General features: G+C 35.2%; 20 protein-coding genes. 8 read left to right on the plus strand and 12 right to left on the minus strand.

Annotation, left to right across the window (positions count from 1 at the left end):
• Positions 1-103: 103 nt before the first annotated feature.
• The 3 genes from M3225_RS00425 to M3225_RS00435 form a co-directional block, all read right to left on the minus strand.
• Positions 104-1,117: an NADP-dependent oxidoreductase gene (locus M3225_RS00425; RefSeq protein WP_251390251.1), complete on the minus strand. Its 1,014-nt coding sequence runs from the start codon at positions 1,115-1,117 to the stop codon at positions 104-106.
• A 370-nt stretch (positions 1,118-1,487) separates the two neighbouring features.
• Positions 1,488-2,237, minus strand: coding sequence for an SDR family NAD(P)-dependent oxidoreductase (locus tag M3225_RS00430; protein ID WP_251390253.1), 750 nt, complete (start codon positions 2,235-2,237; stop codon positions 1,488-1,490).
• Between the two features lie 68 nt (positions 2,238-2,305).
• Positions 2,306-2,881: a TetR/AcrR family transcriptional regulator gene (locus M3225_RS00435; protein WP_251390255.1), complete on the minus strand. Its 576-nt coding sequence runs from the start codon at positions 2,879-2,881 to the stop codon at positions 2,306-2,308.
• A 696-nt stretch (positions 2,882-3,577) separates the two neighbouring features.
• Between M3225_RS00435 and M3225_RS00440 the strand changes: the two genes are divergently transcribed.
• From M3225_RS00440 to M3225_RS00450, 3 genes are all read left to right on the plus strand, one after another.
• Positions 3,578-4,582, plus strand: coding sequence for a DUF3231 family protein (locus tag M3225_RS00440; RefSeq protein ID WP_251390257.1), 1,005 nt, complete (start codon positions 3,578-3,580; stop codon positions 4,580-4,582).
• Between the two features lie 557 nt (positions 4,583-5,139).
• Positions 5,140-5,631 (plus strand): CBO0543 family protein, encoded by a 492-nt coding sequence (locus M3225_RS00445; protein WP_251390258.1) that lies wholly within the window; start codon positions 5,140-5,142, stop codon positions 5,629-5,631.
• 374 nt (positions 5,632-6,005) lie between these two features.
• Positions 6,006-6,440 (plus strand): LysR substrate-binding domain-containing protein, encoded by a 435-nt coding sequence (locus M3225_RS00450; RefSeq protein WP_308215723.1) that lies wholly within the window; start codon positions 6,006-6,008, stop codon positions 6,438-6,440.
• Positions 6,441-6,712: 272 nt separating this feature from the next.
• Here the strand turns inward: M3225_RS00450 and M3225_RS00455 are convergent, their stop codons facing one another.
• The 6 genes from M3225_RS00455 to M3225_RS00480 all read right to left on the minus strand — a co-directional run bounded on the left by M3225_RS00455 (position 6,713) and on the right by M3225_RS00480 (position 12,099).
• Entirely contained in the window at positions 6,713-7,453 is a 741-nt protein-coding gene (locus tag M3225_RS00455) for an SDR family oxidoreductase (RefSeq protein WP_251390262.1), read from the minus strand.
• A 118-nt stretch (positions 7,454-7,571) separates the two neighbouring features.
• On the minus strand, positions 7,572-8,552 hold the full coding sequence (locus tag M3225_RS00460) for an aldo/keto reductase (RefSeq protein WP_251390264.1): 981 nt from the start codon (positions 8,550-8,552) through the stop codon (positions 7,572-7,574).
• A gap of 119 nt (positions 8,553-8,671) precedes the next feature.
• The gene (locus M3225_RS00465; RefSeq protein ID WP_251390266.1) at positions 8,672-9,805 is read right to left on the minus strand and encodes an NADH-dependent flavin oxidoreductase; all 1,134 of its coding nucleotides are present in this window, start codon (positions 9,803-9,805) and stop codon (positions 8,672-8,674) included.
• 238 nt (positions 9,806-10,043) lie between these two features.
• Positions 10,044-10,412 (minus strand): MerR family transcriptional regulator, encoded by a 369-nt coding sequence (locus M3225_RS00470; protein ID WP_251390268.1) that lies wholly within the window; start codon positions 10,410-10,412, stop codon positions 10,044-10,046.
• Between the two features lie 320 nt (positions 10,413-10,732).
• On the minus strand, positions 10,733-11,737 hold the full coding sequence (locus tag M3225_RS00475) for a DUF3231 family protein (protein WP_251390270.1): 1,005 nt from the start codon (positions 11,735-11,737) through the stop codon (positions 10,733-10,735).
• Positions 11,738-11,859: 122 nt separating this feature from the next.
• On the minus strand, positions 11,860-12,099 hold the full coding sequence (locus tag M3225_RS00480) for a hypothetical protein (protein WP_251390271.1): 240 nt from the start codon (positions 12,097-12,099) through the stop codon (positions 11,860-11,862).
• 316 nt (positions 12,100-12,415) lie between these two features.
• Here M3225_RS00480 and M3225_RS00485 point away from each other — a divergent pair, with 316 nt between their 5' ends.
• Positions 12,416-12,727, plus strand: a complete 312-nt coding sequence (locus tag M3225_RS00485; protein WP_251390273.1) for a hypothetical protein — start codon at positions 12,416-12,418, stop codon at positions 12,725-12,727.
• 234 nt (positions 12,728-12,961) lie between these two features.
• Positions 12,962-13,798, plus strand: a complete 837-nt coding sequence (locus M3225_RS00490) for an STAS domain-containing protein (protein WP_251390275.1) — start codon at positions 12,962-12,964, stop codon at positions 13,796-13,798.
• Positions 13,799-14,016: 218 nt separating this feature from the next.
• Here M3225_RS00490 and M3225_RS00495 read toward each other — a convergent pair whose 3' ends face one another.
• Both M3225_RS00495 and M3225_RS29390 read right to left on the minus strand, forming a co-directional pair.
• Positions 14,017-14,478 (minus strand): STAS domain-containing protein, encoded by a 462-nt coding sequence (locus M3225_RS00495; protein WP_251390277.1) that lies wholly within the window; start codon positions 14,476-14,478, stop codon positions 14,017-14,019.
• A gap of 370 nt (positions 14,479-14,848) precedes the next feature.
• Positions 14,849-14,977 (minus strand): hypothetical protein, encoded by a 129-nt coding sequence (locus M3225_RS29390; RefSeq protein WP_285885192.1) that lies wholly within the window; start codon positions 14,975-14,977, stop codon positions 14,849-14,851.
• A gap of 81 nt (positions 14,978-15,058) precedes the next feature.
• Between M3225_RS29390 and M3225_RS00500 the strand changes: the two genes are divergently transcribed.
• Entirely contained in the window at positions 15,059-15,811 is a 753-nt protein-coding gene (locus tag M3225_RS00500) for a hypothetical protein (protein WP_251390279.1), read from the plus strand.
• A 113-nt stretch (positions 15,812-15,924) separates the two neighbouring features.
• On the opposite strand, the gene M3225_RS00505 is transcribed toward M3225_RS00500, so the two are convergent.
• Positions 15,925-16,155: a hypothetical protein gene (locus tag M3225_RS00505; protein ID WP_013059999.1), complete on the minus strand. Its 231-nt coding sequence runs from the start codon at positions 16,153-16,155 to the stop codon at positions 15,925-15,927.
• A 132-nt stretch (positions 16,156-16,287) separates the two neighbouring features.
• Here M3225_RS00505 and M3225_RS00510 point away from each other — a divergent pair, with 132 nt between their 5' ends.
• Entirely contained in the window at positions 16,288-17,910 is a 1,623-nt protein-coding gene (locus M3225_RS00510) for a spore germination protein (protein WP_251390281.1), read from the plus strand.
• Positions 17,900-19,129, plus strand: coding sequence for a Ger(x)C family spore germination protein (locus tag M3225_RS00515; protein WP_251390283.1), 1,230 nt, complete (start codon positions 17,900-17,902; stop codon positions 19,127-19,129). Before M3225_RS00510 ends, M3225_RS00515 begins: the two co-directional genes overlap by 11 nt.

The following is a 19,129-nucleotide window of genomic DNA, read 5'->3' on the forward strand; positions in this document are numbered from 1 at the left end:
TTAATACTTGATGTTTGTTTATTCTTGGAATAGACACATCGTTGATGTAAGCTTCTAGCCTTTTCTAGTAGCTTTGTATTTGGACTGCATTCATCATGTTCTCTTAAAAATTAATAATCACTTTCCCTTTTGGTCGTCCATTTGCTACTAGTTCTAGCGCTTCATTTATGTTGTCTATGGTAAATAGTGTTGGATGAATTGGTGGAATAATGTTGTTTTTTTCAATGATTTTGGTAATCTCTCTGAGTTGTGCGCCGTCAGAACGAACGAAGATAAAATGGTATTCCACGTCTTGTTTCTTGGCTTTGTGGTCAAACTTTGCGCCAGCAAGGGAAAATAGCTTTTGTTTCCACCATGGAAAATTTCTGCCTTTTCCGAAACGTTTATTTGGTCCTGTACGGAGAGAGAGCAATCTTCCGCCCGGTTTGATGATACTCAATTCATTGTCAAATTCTTTAGGACCCAGTGTATCAATTACGAAATCCACATTCGACAGCAAGTCAACATAGTGTTCTGTTGTATAATCTAAATATTGGTCTGCACCAATTTCCAAAGTGCGTTCGCGCGCTGCTGAGTTGCCACTGACAATGACATTTAGACCCATGGCCTTTGCGATTGGGACAGCCATTTGACCAAAACTACCCGATCCACCTGGAATGAAAACAGATTTACCAGGCTGTGCCTCAAGTTCTTCATGTAGACCTTGATATGCTGTGAGTCCAACTAGCGCTGAAGCAGCAGCTTCCATGTAGGACAAGTTTTTTGGCATGGGTGCAATTGCGGCAGCGTCAATTGCAACATATTCCGCCAAAGCACCAATTTTTTCTAGTGGGAGACGTGTATAGATGGCATCTCCTACGCGGAAGTCTGTCACATTTTTTCCGACTTTTTCGATAATACCTGCCAATTCATTACCAAGCGTTAATGGGAATTCATAATCTTGAATTAGTTTCACGCTACCTGTGACAATCAACATTTCGAGTGGATTGATCGCCGCAGCTTTGACCTTTACCAAGACTTCGTTGTCATCGACTTTTGGAATTGGAATGTCATTGACTTGAGCATGGATATTTTTTGAGTACTTGGTGATCTGAGCTGCTTTCATGAGTGTTTTCATTTTTTCATCAGCACCCTTCCGTTGAATTACATTTATTAAGTTTCTTTAACTTATTTTTATGATTTCCACTATCTACTTCATTTTTCTTCCATTAATAATGAATCACCTACATTAATCCAATCGTTTAGGTGGAGGGAATCTTATTTTAAGAGAAGTCTGCCTTCCTATTTTAGGATCAACCCACCACCAAAACTTTAAATACTTACAAAATTATTTTTTTTATCCATTTAGTAATGTTGTTTTTAGAACGTTCATTCTTAATTGATTAAATTTTTTTGAATAGATACTGTAAAGAAATCTATGTTTTTCACCCTAACAGATTATTTCCATTTCTTTAGTCGTATATAGATTTAAAAGCTTTGTTGACAAATTATGCACCTAGTATTAGATAAATTTGATCTCTTAATTTGAATTCATAATTTTCATCTACAATCCCTACCACTTTATCACTGTCATAAAGTTCCATCATAAAACCAGCCATTTGCTTAGCTGTGTGATACATAGGGACATTTGCTTTGTAATCAAATTCTTTTATATCACTTGCATTTTTTCCAAATTCTGTTTCTGTCATTGCTGGTGCTAAAACTTTCACCTTCATTTTGGCACCTTTCCTTTCCAGTTCTTTTGCAAGCCCTTCTGTAAATGCACTAACAAAATATTTAGATGCAGAATAAGTAATAGTATCAAGAGAAATTGCATATCCGAGAGCTGAGGATACGTTAATTAATTGAGTTCCCTCTACATGAGAATAGTCTCGTACAAATAGTGTAGAAAGAATCGTCAATGACTCTATATTGAGGCGTAACATGGTTTCTACCTTATTTAAATTCTGATTTGCTACAGCAGAGGATTCACCAATCCCAGCATTATTAATCCAAGTCTCAATTTGATACTCCTTTAAACTGTTATACAGTGTATATGCCTCATTTGTGACAGATAAGTCACTTGTACGAATAATAACATTTAAATCAGGATTTATATTCTGAATGGCTGATTTAAGCTCTTCTAATTTATCAAATCTTCTAGCTACAATAATTAAATTTTTGCCACGAGCAGCAAATTCTAGGGCAGTTTCATATCCTATACCTGAGCTTGCTCCTGTAATGACTGTGTACTTCATATTCATTCTCTCCCTAATAATATATTTAAAGTGGTGTTAGTAAGTTTATTCAAATAACAAGATATATTTCAGTCCAGTGTTGACAAAGTCACATCAATAATGGTTTCTAGTTCCTTCTTATCGTCTGTTGTTTTTGCTAATACTCGTATTCCTACAAGGGAATTATGAATAAATTTAGAAAGCCCTTTGATATCATAGTGTTCAGGAATTTCTCCTTGTTCTTGACCACGTTTCAGTAGATCAAATAATAAGGTTTTGGTCTTTATAAAAGTCTCTGTAACTTTTTCAGCTACTTCTTGATCAAGTAACGATAATTCAGCTGCTGTGTTTACTGTTAAACATCCTTTTGGCTGTTTATCATTTGGATAAATAACCATTTCAAATAATTTTCGTATAGCCTGCTTAACCGTTAATTCTGGTTTTATGTTATTTTTAATTCTTACATCCATTACTTCTACATAGTGACTTAGGGCTCGAATAAATAAAGTATGTTTGTCACCGAATGTATCATAGATACTCCTACGATGAACGCCCATATAGTTCACCAAATCTTGCATGGATGTTTTTTCATATCCCTGTTGCCAGAAAAGCTCCATTGCTCTCCTTAATGCTTCTTTTTCATCAAATTCTTTATTTCTAGCCATGTACTCCCACCTTATAACGTATTATCTCTTATTTCTGAGAAAGGATTTAGAATTATTTGACGCACTTAGAGTGCAACAATTTTATACTATTCATTCCCCCTCAATAAATTCTTTAGGTAATTTAAGAATGATCATTCTCATTTTGGTAAAAAAACTGTTAGATCTAACTTGTTTTGAGTATATCAATTTAAGAACGTTCAGTAAAGAATTTTTAACCGAAAGCTAAAAACCACTATTTTCCTAACTACTCAGAACTCATTAGTATGCTTTCTCCTTTAAGTTTAAGATCAAAAATAACTTATTTGTCGCTACTAAATGTAAAAGGTAAAACTTAAATAATAAAAGAGTAAGTTTGGGTAAATAAATCTATGAATGAAGATTGTTCAAAAAGTATACTTTTACGAACATTATATTTGATTCTATTTCAAAACTTTAAAGGAATAAAGTCAAGGTCTTTTTGAAAGGTATCATTCTCTATTTCGAAAGTAAACATTTGATATTTTGGATAAGTTTAGATTATTATCAAATATTTGATTTTATTCAATGCACTTATGACATTCGAAAGCGTATGAAGACGGAAAGAAAAGACCAAGAAGGATTACAAAAAAAGCCTTCGTTCCAAATATTCAACTTATAAAAAGGGAAACCTACATCTTATAAGACGAAAAAGTTAAACAAGTGAGAGGTAGGTTTTCAATGGAGAAGCAACATATTGATTTAACATCAGCCGAGATATCTTGCTTATGGAGCAGTTATCTTGCTGATAGTATGTCTATTTGTGTCTTTAAATATTTAGTTCAAGGGATTAAGGATGAGCAAATTAAGAAAGTAATTAAGCATGCTCTAGATCTATCCCAACAGCATGTTGAAATAATCAAAAATATCTTTGAAAAAGAGGAGATAGCAGTTCCTAAAGGTTTTAGAGAACATGATGTCAACTTAAAAGCCAAACCATTATTTACAGATACTTTCTGTTTATTTTATCTTAAAAATATGACGAAAGGTGGATTAGTTGCAAATGCAACTGTTCTACCTAATATGTATAGGGAAGATATCCTGGCATTTTACTCAAAATGTTTAACATCTAGTAATGAATTGCATACTGAAGCAACACATCTTCTGTTGGAAAAGGGATTAGCTGTAAGACCTCCTCAAATCCCAAAGCCTCAGCAGGTTGAGTTTATTCGTAAACAGTCGTTTCTATTTGAAGCTTTGGGTGAAAGTCGTCCTCTTACTGGCCAAGAGGTGACAAACCTTTATGCAAATATCCAAACGAATATCATGGGAACAGCTATTGCGACAGCATTTGCTCAAGTAACCACTACTAAAAAGATTCGAGAATACATGTTAAAAGGAAAAGAAATATCAAAGAAACATTTTGAAGTCTTTAGTTCTTATTTGAAGTCTCATGATCTTCCTGTTCCAGTATCACATGACCATGAAATCACTATCTCAACAGAAGCGCCTTTTTCTGAAAAACTAATGATGTTTCATTTCTCCTTAATGATTTATGCAGGAGTAGGGAATTATGGGGTTTCGATTTCTCAGAGTCAAAGAAGTGATTTAGTCGTTGATTATTCTCGTTTACTAACGGAGACATTAGCTTATTCAGAAGATGGAGCTAACATTATGATTAATAAGGAATGGTTAGAAAAGCCACCTATGGCAGCTGATCGAAAGAAATTAACGAAAGATAAGTAAGAAGTACAAATTTTTATCACAAGTTAAAAAACAATCTCATTCATAGTCGATGCTTGAGTGAGGTTGCTTTTTTGTTGGGTTCCTCTAGGAATAATTATGTATACTAGATATATACATCATATTCAACTTAAAAATAAAAAAACACTGAGCCTAATCAGTGTTTTTTCTGTTCAGTGCGAGGTAGTCATAGAGCAATAATTCATCCATTTTAAGTAGTTTGTTCAAAATATAAACCTTTATCTATCCTTAGTAAGAAGTTTATTTTCTACTTTACATACCCATTTATAATAACCTAATAAAATTAAAAATAAGATAGGATTGACAATAGCTGAATGCCATAGTTTCCACCATCCATAATGAAAGTATCCCCATGGTTCAGGAAGCAATGTAATTACTTCATAAACTAAAATGGCAATGACCCATATAACGAGGTAACCAATTTTGTGACGTGTATTTCTTTAAAAATGTGCTTTTTATGATAGTAAGAATGTTAGTCGTTTTAAAATGTAATAGTATTCCCTTTTCTGAAGCATTCTAATAATGAAAGGAGTTGCTTTATGAAAAGGCATAAATTTGAAAACAATTTTTTACGTACTTTACTCATTTTAAACATAGGTATTTTAGGTCCTTTATTATTTAGAAAACCTTCCATAAAAGATTGGTTATTAGTATATTTATTTAATGCTCTTACCAACGGTATCATAGATAATTTTCTTACTTCATCAAATATAGTTAAATATCCTGTTCGTTTGTTTCAAAAAACAACGAAAACACACTATCTATTTGATTTTTTATTATATCCAACCTTTACAGTTCTGTACAATCAAATGACGTGGAAAGATAAACCATTTGCTGTTCTGTATAAGCTACTTGCCCTGATAGCCCCTCTGTCTTTGGTTGAGTTATGGGCAGAAAAGAGGACGAATCTCATTAAGTGGAAAAAGGGATGGAATTGGCATACTACTTTTTTTGGTATTATCTTCAAATCTTTACTAACTAGATTCTTTATTGAAATTGTAAGGAAAATATCAAAGAATCAAGTGCAATGATTAAGGTTATAATTTATTTATAAAATAAGGAAGAATTAGTAAAAAAGCTCTTTCATTTAATAACAGGAGCTTTCTTTGGTATGTTGAGTTTCTGTAATGTCCAGTAAATATTGACAAGTCCAAAACCTAATAGGTTCCAATAATTAGAAGGAATAAATCATTTTTTGTTAAACAATTATCAAGTTTAGTCGTAAAATAAAAAGCCCTGACGAAAAGGGCTTTTTATTTTTTATGAAATCAATTTAAGTGTTAAAAAATTCTTTTTTTTCTTAAAATTTTAGTTAGATCTTCTTTTACTCCTTAATATCCTTAAGGTGTCTCACCGTATACATTAAGATAAGGGCGACAATTAGCAATGAGGAAAGCTTGAAATAATTAGAAAAGAACCTATGGTTGCAGCCTTATCAAAAGAACACCCTTTAGCTTCCAAAACATCCTCCATCGATCTTATTGAGTTAGCCAATGATCCTTTTATTTTAACTGGAAGAAATTCAAATCAAAGTCATTATGACGGGATAATTAATAGTTGTTATGACGCAGGGTTTAGCCCAAACATCATACAAGAAACAAAAGAAATGTCCACTGTTATATCTTTAGTTTCTGCAGGAATTGGTATAGCTATAGTCCCTGCCTCAATACAATTATTATTACAAAATGAAGTGGTATATCGTGACATTCGAGATAACAAATTCAATACTGTCACAGCTCTTGTATGGGAAAATAAAAATCAAACGCCAATAGTAAACGCTTTTGTTGAATTAGTAAAAGAATCTGTTATTCCAATTTTTAATAAGTATGAATGTTTTTGATATTATCTGAGGTCATGCACAGTTTCTAATGATTTATTCTTGTATTCAAATTCATCGTTAGTTTAAGTACAAGTATATAAAATGAAAATGATATATTCTATGTATGCTTAGTTATCACAATGAACATTATCGGCAATTTCGTGCTAAAAAACTCTTTTATCAAGGGCTTTTTGCATTTATAAAGATGTAACTTCTCCTTTCATTATTGGCAAAGTAGAAGGTAATGAGGCAGCCACCAAAAAAAGTGGGGCTGCCTCATTACAAAAGTTTTTTTAGAGTTCTTGAATTGTTGGACGAACAATCATTTCATTAATCGCTACATCTGATGGTTGTTCAATGGCAAATGCAACGGCACGAGCAATGCTAGCAGGCTCGATTCCAATTTTACTAACTTCAACGATTTCAGATTTTAATTCCTCATCTGAAATGGATTCTAGTAATTCTGTAGAAATAGTTCCTGGCGAAATAATAGTTGTACGAATATTATTGGGTGCCTCTTCCTTACGGAGACCTTCTGTAATGGCACGTACAGCAAACTTTGTACCACTATAAACTGCACTAGCTTGGAATACTAAGTGACCGGCTATTGAGGAAACATTAATGATATGCCCTTCTTTTCTTTCTCTCATGGAAGGAAGGACAGCAGCAATACCATAAAGTACACCCTTGATGTTAATATCAATCATCGAATCCCATTCATTGATTTTTTTCTGATAAACAGGTGACAGTGGCATTACTCCTGCATTATTAACCATTACATCAATTTTTCCAAACTCTGTTAGAGCATACTCAGCTAACTCTTCCATTTGTTCATGTGAGGCAACATCCGTCACTTTATAAATAGCTTGCCCACCATTCTTTTGAATCTCTTCTTGCAATTTCTTTAATCGATCTTCGCGACGAGCCGCCAGTACCAGCTGCGCACCTTTAGATGCAAGTTCTTTTGCAGTCGCTTCTCCAATTCCACTAGAAGCGCCCGTAATAATGACAACCTTATCTTGAATATTTGACATATAAATGACATCCTCTCTTAATAAAAACATGATAAAAACAATAAACTTTTCTACTTTATACGTAAATCACGATGAGCCTCAGAGAAACGCGTTCTCCAACACGCCAAAGATTAAACTGTCACTTTTCAACAATCTGCATCTGCATTTCATTCATACGGCCACCGTGCACTTTGATTTTAGAGAAATCAGTTTCGAGCTCACGAAGTTCTTCTGGTGTCAGCTGAATATTCATTGCTCCTAAGTTCTCGTTCAGGTGATCTATATTGCGTGTACCTGGAATAGAAACAATCCAAGGATTCTGTGCCATAAGCCATGCAAGGGAAATTTGAGCCGGTGTAGCATTCTTTTTTTCTGCAAACTCTCTGAGCAATTCAACAACCGGCATATTTGCTGCTAAGTTTTCAGGAGTAAAGCGAGAGAACTCAGCTCGAAGGTCCGTTTTCGGGTCGAAATTTGTGCGAGCATCTAGCTTCCCAGTGAGATAACCCATTCCAACTGGCCCCCATGGGACGAAGCCAATTCCTAACTCCTCACAAGCTTTAAGTACGCCATTTTGTTCTGGTGCTCTTTCCATAAACGAGTATTCGCTCTGAATTGCTGTAACAGGTTGTACAGCATGCGCTCGGCGGATTGTGTTCTCACTCGCCTCAGAGAGACCATAATGTAAAATCTTCCCTTCCATGATTAGATCTTTCATTGCACCAGCCACTTCTTCGATTGGTATTTTCGGATCTACTCGATGCTGGTAGTAGAGATCAATACGGTCCGTTTTTAGGCGCTTAAGCGAGTCCTCAACCACTTTCTTGATGTGTTCTGGTCGGCTGTTAAGACCTTCTGAACCTTCAAGGTCAAAACCAAATTTACTTGCGATAACCACTTCATCGCGGAAAGGCGCGACAGCTTCTCCAACCAGCTCTTCGTTAGTATATGGACCGTAAACTTCGGCTGTATCAAAGAACGTGACGCCTTTTTCATAGGCTGTACGAATTGTCTTGATACCTTGGTCTTTGTCTGCTGGAGGCCCATAATTTGCACTAATGCTCATGCACCCTAATCCTAATTCCGATACTTCTAATGTTCCAAGTTTTCGTGTTTTCATTTTATTTTCCCCCTTGAGGAGCTCTTTGACGCTTCGATTTTTGCCAAGAGATGCAGCAACTGAAGGCATCTCCCTTGCAAACCTCTCTTGCCCTTAGTTAATCAACCGTTGGTTCTAGATTATTCCTCAATCTTAAACCATGGGCCTGAAGCTTGAATGACGCCCCAAAGTTTTTCTGGAAGCTCAAGCTCACTAACCTTTGAAGCCTTTATCGCTGTTTGGACCTCAGACTCTTGTCCATTTTGAACCTTTTCAACCCAGTCAGGATTCATGATTAACGCGTGGCCAATTGCAGCTAGGGTAAGACCCTTATCTAATGCTTTGGCAACATCATCCGGAGTTACCATAGAACCAGCAGCCAGTACAGGAACTCGACCGTTTACATGGTCAACAATTAACTCAAGATATGTTTTTTCACCTTGACTATCGACTGGCTTTGAAGAAAGAGCATCAGCCAATGAAGCATGGACATAATCAACATCCTCTTCAATAAGGCGTTCAATCAATGCATAGGTATCCTTCATTCTCAAACCGCCTTCTTCATGTTCGTCAGGGGATAGTCTGTATCCTAACATAAACGGTTTTGTTGCATGCTTTTCAATGACATTGTTCACTTCCTGAACAATTGCTAGTGGGAAACGCATGCGATTTTCTAATGATCCTCCCCATTGATCTTCTCGTCTGTTGAAGAAAGGTGAGAAGAAGTTCTGCATTAAAAATCCATGAGCACCATGAAGCTCAACGCCGTCAAAACCTGCTTCAATTGCTCTTCTTGTTGTTTCTCCAAATGCATGGATGATATCTAAAATTTCCTCATGTGAAAGTTCTCTAGGCAAAACTGAAGGAGCAAATCCAGTTGCCTCAGTTTCTACAGCACTTGAACTAACAACCTCACCATTTGGCACAAGATCCGGTAGTGCTTTGTTACCTGCATGGAAAATTTGAAGGATAGCAGGAGCTCCGCCACTTTTCGCGGCTTCAGCTAATTTACGTAAGCCCGGCATAAATGTATCGTCATAAGCTGCAAATTCATTTGTAAAACCGATCCCGTTTGGAGTCACATGTGTACAACCTGTAATCACAAGTCCTACTCCGTTTACTCTTTTTTTGTAATAGGTTAATTCCTCATCTGAAACCGTGTAATCATCATTACTGGACCAAGTTGTCATTGGTGCCATAACGACTCTATTATTAAAGGTAATCCCTTTTTTAAATGTAAAAGATTTAAATAAGTTGCTATATTTTTCGTTCATTTTTTTAACCTCTTTCTGAATAGTATTGATCTAACATTGTTAGTTTGTCGTATGTTGTAAAGGTTGTTTAACCCCTCATGTATTTAAATGGTACAAGAATAGGTTAATCCTTAGAGAGCACTCTAACGCAAGTGTTTTTTTGTTTTTTTTATTTTCGATAAAAGCACAATGTAAAAAGCTGTCTGTATGAGGTTTATCCAAAAGATGCAAATGGAAAAAACACTTGGCTGCTTAATTTTTAAGAGAAACAGTCTCCTACTTCTTTTTCATAAAAATCTATTTTTTTATCTAGATGCTCTAAACTTTGACGAAGTTTCTCCAAGTCTTCCACTACTTTTTTGCGATGATTTCTAAGCAAATCTAACCTTTCTTCCATTGTTTTATCCCCCATATGTCCCCACATTGCAAATCGTTTCATGTCTTTAAGTGACATCCCCGTATTTTTCAGGTGAAGCAAAGATTCAATCCATAATTTATTTTCATCCGAGTAGATTCTGACATTGTTCTCGTCTCTGTTTACTTTTATTAACCCTTCTTTTTCATAAAACCTCAATGTATATCCACTTAACCCAACGAGTTTAGAAAATTCTCCAATAGAATATGTCAATATAACCGCCTCCATTAAATCTGATAGAACTATTTCTTCTTTCCTTTTTAATTTGTGACATAAAGAAAGAATAATGCTTAGAGTTCACTCTAAGTCAAGGGTGAGAAACTTAAATCGAAAGATATACTTTTATGGACGTTCATTTTTCGAACTATCTGTTTGTGGGCGTTTTTTATAGAGTCACAAGGTAATTAAAAGTAAGTGATAGATATGACGATTTTGCTCGTTCATAATAATAGAAAAAAAGCGCCAACTCGTTTTTATTAAACAGGTTTGCGCTTTTTTTCTACCGTTAACATGTTTTATGTAAATATTTTTTATCATTTCTCTTTTGCAATTTCTTTTCTGTTAGGAGCAAGTGGTGGTTGTTCTACCCATTTATTTTTCACCATAATGTTAAACCATCTTTTTGTTACCATTAAATTCTTTAGAATAATCCTTTCATAAGTAGCTACAAGATCTGTTCGCATGGCTGATGCTAAACCTGTTCCATGATATGCTTGTGCAGCTTGGAACAAGAAACCAATATGATACATCATTAATTTATCAGAAAAAGGAGAGTCTGTTGAAGTTGTTACTTCTGTCTCCCACGATTTAGGAATTGGTAAATTATCTGCGTGCATGATTTTTGAAAAGGATTGTATTTGATCATCAGCTGTTTTCTCCGAATCCTCTAAAAATTTCCTTACTTCTTTTGATTGAGAGACCTGACTAAATCCAATAGAAAGAGTTTTAGCCATAATGCTTTTTTTAAGGTTGAAAGAAATACTTATGATTTCTATTGCCGATAAACGTCTGCCTTTTCCGAAAAAACCATCCGTAAAATCCTGGCTAGAAATATATTCAGGATTCGTAGCAGGATAAAAATAAGGGTCCCTCTGAAAATCCCCTTTTTCAAGTAATAATTCAACCGTTTGATGATACATTCTTTTTGCATCATTATCACATGAATCGTAGAAGTGGCGTAAGTCTTCTCTGACAGAAACACCTAATGAGGTTGTATGTCCTAGCAACCCATGCAATGTCATAATATGTAAATAATTCAAACAGAATATGTCCGTGAACAACCTCTGGGTACCTTTATTAAGATCAGACTCTGTAAATCCAATTGGTACTGGAAACCCTTCGTTTTCTATAAAAGCCACAATTTGTTTTTTTTGTTTTGCGAAGGTCTTGATAGCATCTTCAAAAATGGTCTTTATTGACTCATCTTCAATAATAGAGAACATATATCTATTTACTATATCTGTCATCGTTCCGTTTACATACTCTCCCCATAGTGTTCCTATTTCGGAAGATGTAAGCTTTAATTTATTCTTATCCAAATCATCACCTCTTGGATAATATTTACCAATTCGTTAATAGATATGAATTCTTTCTTCATAAAAAAAGCTTTTAGCATGTAATTTCCGATAAAATCCATTATGTAAACTTTAAAAGTGGATTATTACTCAGTGACTTCTTTTTCCGCAATACTTATTATTCTATCCAGAGCTAAAGATGTAGTTTCCACATCTGTAAAACGTTCAATATGGCCCGTTTCAACATTCTTCAATTGAAAAGTCTGTAGTTCTTTAGAATAACTGAGAGAAAAGGTATTATTTACACTACAAATGGTATGAGTGATCTCACTATCTTCATATTGTAATAAAGTTTCTAACATTTCTTTGATTTTAATTATTGTCATTTATCACCAAACCCCTTTCTCACTATTTAAAGAAATTTTACAAATTAAAGTTTAATCCATTTTAACATAGGGTATAGGTATAAGTTATTACCTCTAATAATTGAAATAAAGATTTTAAAAATGAAATAAATTTGTAAAAAAACAAAAAAATGGAATTACACATTGAAATTAAGGATTATATGACGAATGCAACACAGTTAAGAACTATAGATATATATGACAAAAAAGATGTAAATAAAATATATGTTTTAGGGGTAAAGAAACAAAGAATCTTATTTAAAAATGATATTTTTGGGGAGGTAGGAGGTATCTGAAATTGAGTAGTGCATCTAGATTCAAAATGCAAATTTACAGTCCTAGATGGGGACAAAATGACCTTTATCAGTTTATAAAAACAAAAGATGGTTGGAAGTTTGAAAACTATAGATGTAAGGGTGAAGTAGATAAAGGAGGCAACCCTTTATTCTATAAAGCACTTACTTCTGAATCTATTTCCTATCCTGATTATTTAGAAGGTTATATTTCTAGTGCTTGGGAGAAAGTTGACGCGTTAAATAAAGAACAAGTTCAGAACATTTTTGATGAAGTATCTGAATGCGTATCGGCTAGCGAAAATGACTTTAATTAACCCTTTATCATGTTGAAAAAATGAGAACGACCATGGGTATATCCAGGTGTAAAGATTCATTATAAAAGCTCTGTTGTTTTTTATCTTAAAACATCTCTATTATGGTTTGTATAAGGAAGGAGGATTTTTCTTTATATACAAAGAATGAAAACGAAAATAGATAATAATTCATTTAGGGATAGTGATTAATTAAAGATAACTATAATCTAAAAACAAATAAGGGGCGTATTTAAAATGGAAATTATTTATAACCAGAGAGAGAAAATGACCGATTTTATTAGAGATAACAAACAGAATTTCCAAGATAAGCTCTTATCAGAGGCAGTTAACGTAGCCTCTAAGATTAATGACATTTTAGAAACTGGAAATATTGATCTTTTAAAAAATGCTCAAAAGTTAGCTCTATATGTCGTAGAGCAAAAAGAACACCAACTCATTGCTTTCGCTCAACAAGAAGGGATAGCCTGGGCGGAGCACGCCTTAACTCTTGCCTTCAAACTAGAATGGGTACAGTCCATTAGGCGAACATTGTGGCATTTTCTCTATCAATATGATCGAATAAATAGCCATTTTAATAGTCGTGAAGAATTTTATTCCTTAGAGAAGCGTATTAATGACAGGATTGATCAATTTCTTAACACTTTTTTAATTAGTTATTCCAAGTATAAAGATGAATTAATTGCCTCCCAAAGGGACTTAGTTGAACATCTATCGGTGCCTATTATACCACTTAGCCAATCTGTAGCTGTATTACCGTTGATCGGAATGGTTAACACATATCGTATCCAAACGATTGAGGAGAAAGTATTGACAGGCATATCAGATTTGAGGATTGAAACATTAATTATAGACCTGTCTGGAATTGCTAACATGGAGATGCATGTTATTGACCATCTTCAAAAAATATTAACTGGCATTTCAATGATGGGATGTAAAGCTATTCTTACAGGTTTACGTGCTGATCTAGTGCGAACAATGATTCACTCAGGAATCTCCTTTGAGGACAGAGCAGAAACAAAAGGGACATTACAGCAAACTTTAAAAGAGTATCTAGAACTGAATCGACTGTAGGAGGAATAGAGAAGTTTTCTCTATACGTGGACATACAAATAAGTTTAGGAAATTAGAATCGTTTTTGAAAAAGTAAAGAAAGTGTATTCTATCTGAGTAATCTTTACTAAGATAACCCTAGAGCTATAACTCTAGGGGCATTTTGCTATAGTACAAATAAAATACTAATCCCGCATATAATATACATCTTAAATCAAAAAGCTGGAAAACTTAATTTCCTAGCTTTTTTGAGTTTCTATCGCTTGTTTAACTGTTGCATAGGTTTTAATAGATGAGAAATCAATTCCATTTCTAACAACAATTTGGGCAAGTTCAGGTCGTATACCTGTCATCATGACCTCAATACCTTGTAATCGAAGAACACTGTAGATATCAAAGAGGTAACGTTCAGCTATAGTGTCTATATCTAAGATACCTGAAAAATCAACAATCAGACGCTCTACCTTCATTTCAATAATTTTCAAGATCACATTCTCCGAGATAAATTCTGCTCTTTCCGAGTCAATAGAGCCAATTAGTGGGAGAACAGCGGTTTTATCTTGAATAGGAACGACAGGAACAGATAATGCCAATACCTCTTGTTGTGCCTTTTTAATAATTTCATCTTTTACTTGTTCAAACACTATAACAGTTTCGGTGATACTTATATCCAACAGATAGTTAAATCGTTTATTAATCAATACAACTTCTTCTGTAGAGAGTCTGTGTTCTATACTTATAATTTTGTTAAAAAGGAAGGTATGATTTCAGTTTGTGCATATGCTGCTGAGTCTTTATCTTCTACTTTGGATACTAGTCTGCAGCAATTACATCAATATATTATGACAGATAATAACTTTTTTATTTCTCCCCTTTACAATGCGTGAATTTATTAAAAGATTGGCCATGAATCTACATATTCATGGCTTTTTTGGTTTCTATATCGTATACATAATTTTTAAGAGTCATATTTCTTATTTGTCGTTAGTTAGAGTAATTGATAACACTATAATTATATATGATAGCTTATCAGTTATTTAACTCATTGTATTCCTCTTCTTATATAACCAGTTACATATACAGGAGATCCCCTTCCCTGATTCCTACTCTATACACATCTTCTCTTAACGTCGTTCCTTTATCAATGATAATGTTTCTTTCACTCCCATCTATCAATGTATATATTTTGCCTTTCTTCATGTAACAATTCTCCCCTTGTATAAAAACCCCATAGTTATACATACTAATGGAAAATGCTTTTTTTAAAAGGAGCTCAGGATAGTGAATAGAGAACAAGTTATTGAAATTTATCAACATGTTCTAGAAAGGAAAAGAAAACGGTTTCCTAATTATTTCTTTGTAGGTAAGGAAGGAAAAAAATATATGAGCTATATGACATGCTATCTACTTGAACAACATTTAATGATTCCTGTTCATGAAATCCCTCTTCAAGTAGGGGCAAATACGTTGTGGTCTCATCGCCTCAGACCACCTGCAATGCTTTATGGATGGAATTATTATGAAGTCATTGATAATGCCTATCCGGGAATATTTAAACCCTGGCAGTTCCAACAAGTTCCTGATAAATATTGGGATGGAGAAGAGGGAAAAAAACGAGCTATTGAAGCAGTAAAGTACGTAATAGAGGAAAAACTAAAAATTCCTCTTAACGAAATTCCTATTCAAGTTAATATTCACTTTTTTAATCAACATAGCCTAGGAGGTGTCTTTTCCCTTTTCGGCCAATCCCCTTTTCAAGTGGTAGAAGCTGTTTATCCTGGTGTCTTTAAACCCTGGCAATTTGCTCATGTGCCCATGAATTGTTGGAAAAATGAAAAATATATTCGGGAGGCAATGGAAGATTTTTTATTCAAACAGCTCCATTTTTCTTCCTATAAAGAAGCTTTACTCAAATTAAAAAGAAATCATTTTACTGATTTCCAATTAACTGGTCTCTTTCAAATGGCTTTTGATTCCAGAATGAATAACGTGAAGAAATGGATAAAAAAACAATTAATAAATATAGGTAAATAATCATTTTATACGGATCTTGACTAGTAGAAGAACCGAGTAGAACACATAACCCGGGCTGCGTTCATATTATTCTCATTTTTCAGCTTCAAAAATGACGATTTATACCTATATGGTTACTTACTTTGATTTCCCTTTCTCTCCTTTATGAAAAGGTAAACGGATTCAGCAAAAAAAAGAAAAAGAAGAAAAAAGAGCACAAATAATTCAGCTACTTCCATTACCCTAAAGGGACTCACGGCGTTGTACAATGCCTGAGAAACATCAAATCCTTGAAAAATATCGATGCCTAAAGAAAAAGCTATTAAACATCCCAGCATCAAAAGACTAATACCCATGATTTTCATATTTATCACGCTCCATTCAATAGGTTCTTCTCTTTTACCTATTACGATACATAAATATTAATTGTTAAAAAATACATAAAAACCCTTCATACGGTTAAATTAATAAAAACTAAAAGAAGGGTGCTTGAATCTATGCCTTCGTTTTTTAAAGATCGAAAATCAAAAAAGAACCGCCAAAATGATGCTAAAAATCAAGCAACTGATCAATTCATAGAACATATACAAGATTCACTGTCAGCGAACCTTAACATCATTAAACAAAAAACAGGAAACAGTTCAGACGTTGTTATTCGTCATTTAAAAATGGGGAGCAACTTCAATATAAGGGTAGCGATTGTGTATCTAGAAGGAATCGTAGACAATCAATCGATTCAAGAATTCTTACTTGAATCCATGATGAAAGATGATGAGAAAGAAAAAGTGAATGAGTACGATGCGTTAGACCTGATTTCTGAAGATATGATGGCGGTTAGTAACGTATCATTTATCCATAACTGGGATGACTTATTTTTGGCCTTAATGGCAGGCGATACTCTTATTCTAGTGGATGGAATAGATCAGGCACTGAGTGCTGGCACCCAAGGGGGAGAAAAACGTTCTATTGCAGAATCGACTACCCAAATGGTGGTTCGAGGACCAAAAGGCGCGTTTACAGAGTCTATTGGAACCAATACAGCCATGGTACGTCGCATCATTAAGACCCCTGATTTATGGACAGAGTCCTTTAAAATAGGGCGTGTAACTAAGACAGATGTGACGCTTATGTACATACATGACATTGCCAATGACAAAGTTATTAACGAAATTCGTCAACGATTAAACAAAATTGACATTGATAGCATTTTGGAATCAGGTTATATTGAGCAACTCATAGAAGACGAGACGATGACACCTTTTCCAACCGTTTACAACACTGAAAGACCTGATGTAGTGGCAGGGAATCTGTTAGAGGGTCGGATTGCTATTTTTGTAGATGGAACCCCTTTTGTACTCATTGCGCCTGCTGTATTTATGCAATTTTTCCAATCGGCCGAGGATTATTATGCCCGTTTCGACATTGCAACATCGATTCGTCTTTTACGTATTTTTATGTTTTTGATTTCTCTTATTGCGCCTGCTACTTATGTGGCTGTCACGACCTTCCATCAGGAAATGGTGCCAACAACACTGATTGTAGCCATCGCGGCGCAAAGGGAAGCCGTTCCCTTTCCAGCATTTGTGGAAGCCCTTCTCATGGAGGTCACCTTTGAAATCTTACGAGAAGCAGGGATTCGACTGCCCAAAGCCATTGGTTCGGCCGTCTCCATTGTCGGTGCCCTTGTTATTGGTCAAGCAGCCGTTCAAGCAAGTATTGTGTCACCGGCTATGGTCATTATCGTTTCTATCACAGCCATTGCTAGTTTTGCTACACCTTCCTTTGATATGGCTATTTCGGCTCGTTTAATTCGCTTTTTATTTATGCTTGGTGCCGCAACATTTGGTTTCTATGGGATTATTCTGGTCTTGCTGATGATGGTCGTTCATCTATGCAGCTTACGTTCATTTGGTGTGCCCTATATGGCCCCCTTTGCACCCTTCATCCCTGTAAACAATGGGGATACTGTTGTGAGGTTACCATGGTGGACACTGAGACAAAGGCCACGATTAATTACTGCTAATACGGTTCGAGAAGGAGCAAATCGACGCCCGCAACCTCCTGCATCTCGTGGTATGGTGAATCGGGATTTTGAAGAAGGTGACAACAATGAAGCGTAAAGGCCTTTTTCTTTTATTGATGATGACAATGACTGTCTTGCTCTCGAGTTGTTGGAGTAAAAAAGAGTTAACCGACCTTGCCATTGTATCAGCCATAGGTATCGATAAAACGAAAGATGGAAGATATCACTTAACGCTCCAAATTATTAATCCAGGAAACGTGGCTGGAGGCATGCAAGGAGGGGGAGGCGGTACTCAAAGCCCTCCTGTTACCATCTATTCGGCTTCGGGAGATAATATAGTCGAAGCAAGTAGACGGGCTTCAAGTAAGATTTCCCGAAGACTTTATTATGCTCATGCAAACTTGATTGTGATTGGTGAGAAGCTGGCAAGAGAAAATGGGCTTAACCCGTTAATTGATGCTATGGATCGTGACCCGGAATTCCGAAATACTGCCACCATGGTAATTGCAAATCATTCAACTGCCGCAGATTTCGTCAAAACATTAACACCCGTTGATAAGATTCCAGCGAATAAAGTACTTAAAACATTAGAGTTCACGCAGAGAGAATGGGGAGAGAACATAAAGTTGACGCTTCAAGAAGTGATAAAAAAGCTACGTTCTCCTGGGGAGCAAACGATAGTAGGAGGATTCCGTGTGGTTGGGAACCATAAGCAAGCACAGATGTTGGAGAATCTTCAAGAAAGTGCACCTGAAGCAACGCTTCGCGCTTCCGGAATTGCTGTTTTAAAACAAGGAAAGTTAGTGGATTGGTTGTATGGAGAAAAAGCAAGGGGAACGATATGGATTCTCGATAAAATCCAAGGAACCGATATCAACATTGATTGGGGAGGAGAAAAAGAAGCGATTGCTTATCAAACCGTTCGCCAAAAAACACAGATATCTGCGCAGGTAAAGAATGGTCAACCTTACATTTCTGTTCATGCGCGTGTAGAAGGAGATATTGCTGAAATAGAGGTTCCTGTCGATATCACCAATCCAAAGGTCATTACAAAAATCGAACAATTATTGAGAACAGAAATTGAAAAAGAGCTAAAGAAAGCTATTGAACATGCGCAGAAAAACAAAGCAGATATCTTTGGATTCGGCGAAGTCGTTCACCGTTCAAGGCCGAATCAATGGAAAAAAATAAAATCTGAATGGAGCGATGTGTACTTTCCAAAATTAAAGGTCGACATCACCGTGGAAGCCTATGTGCGTCGTGCTGGTTTACGAAATAAATCGTTTCTTTCAGGTATAAAGGAGAATCAAAAGTGA

The organism is Priestia aryabhattai, from assembly GCF_023715685.1.
Classification (GTDB): Bacteria; Bacillota; Bacilli; order Bacillales; family Bacillaceae_H; genus Priestia; species Priestia aryabhattai_B.

What these genes read in the sequence shown, in the direction of transcription:
- M3225_RS00430 (WP_251390253.1), bottom strand. Translation starts at nt 2,237, where the DNA reads ATGAAGTACACAGTCATTACAGGAGCAAGCTCAGGTATAGGATATGAA.
- M3225_RS00490 (WP_251390275.1), top strand. Translation starts at nt 12,962, where the DNA reads ATGGAAATTATTTATAACCAGAGAGAGAAAATGACCGATTTTATTAGA.
- M3225_RS00435 (WP_251390255.1), bottom strand. Translation starts at nt 2,881, where the DNA reads ATGGCTAGAAATAAAGAATTTGATGAAAAAGAAGCATTAAGGAGAGCA.
- M3225_RS00505 (WP_013059999.1), bottom strand. Translation starts at nt 16,155, where the DNA reads ATGAAAATCATGGGTATTAGTCTTTTGATGCTGGGATGTTTAATAGCT.
- M3225_RS00465 (WP_251390266.1), bottom strand. Translation starts at nt 9,805, where the DNA reads ATGAACGAAAAATATAGCAACTTATTTAAATCTTTTACATTTAAAAAA.
- M3225_RS00460 (WP_251390264.1), bottom strand. Translation starts at nt 8,552, where the DNA reads ATGAAAACACGAAAACTTGGAACATTAGAAGTATCGGAATTAGGATTA.
- M3225_RS00445 (WP_251390258.1), top strand. Translation starts at nt 5,140, where the DNA reads ATGAAAAGGCATAAATTTGAAAACAATTTTTTACGTACTTTACTCATT.
- M3225_RS00425 (WP_251390251.1), bottom strand. Translation starts at nt 1,117, where the DNA reads ATGAAAACACTCATGAAAGCAGCTCAGATCACCAAGTACTCAAAAAAT.
- M3225_RS29390 (WP_285885192.1), bottom strand. Translation starts at nt 14,977, where the DNA reads ATGAAGAAAGGCAAAATATATACATTGATAGATGGGAGTGAAAGAAAC.
- M3225_RS00480 (WP_251390271.1), bottom strand. Translation starts at nt 12,099, where the DNA reads ATGACAATAATTAAAATCAAAGAAATGTTAGAAACTTTATTACAATAT.
- M3225_RS00455 (WP_251390262.1), bottom strand. Translation starts at nt 7,453, where the DNA reads ATGTCAAATATTCAAGATAAGGTTGTCATTATTACGGGCGCTTCTAGT.
- M3225_RS00510 (WP_251390281.1), top strand. Translation starts at nt 16,288, where the DNA reads ATGCCTTCGTTTTTTAAAGATCGAAAATCAAAAAAGAACCGCCAAAAT.
- M3225_RS00515 (WP_251390283.1), top strand. Translation starts at nt 17,900, where the DNA reads ATGAAGCGTAAAGGCCTTTTTCTTTTATTGATGATGACAATGACTGTC.
- M3225_RS00440 (WP_251390257.1), top strand. Translation starts at nt 3,578, where the DNA reads ATGGAGAAGCAACATATTGATTTAACATCAGCCGAGATATCTTGCTTA.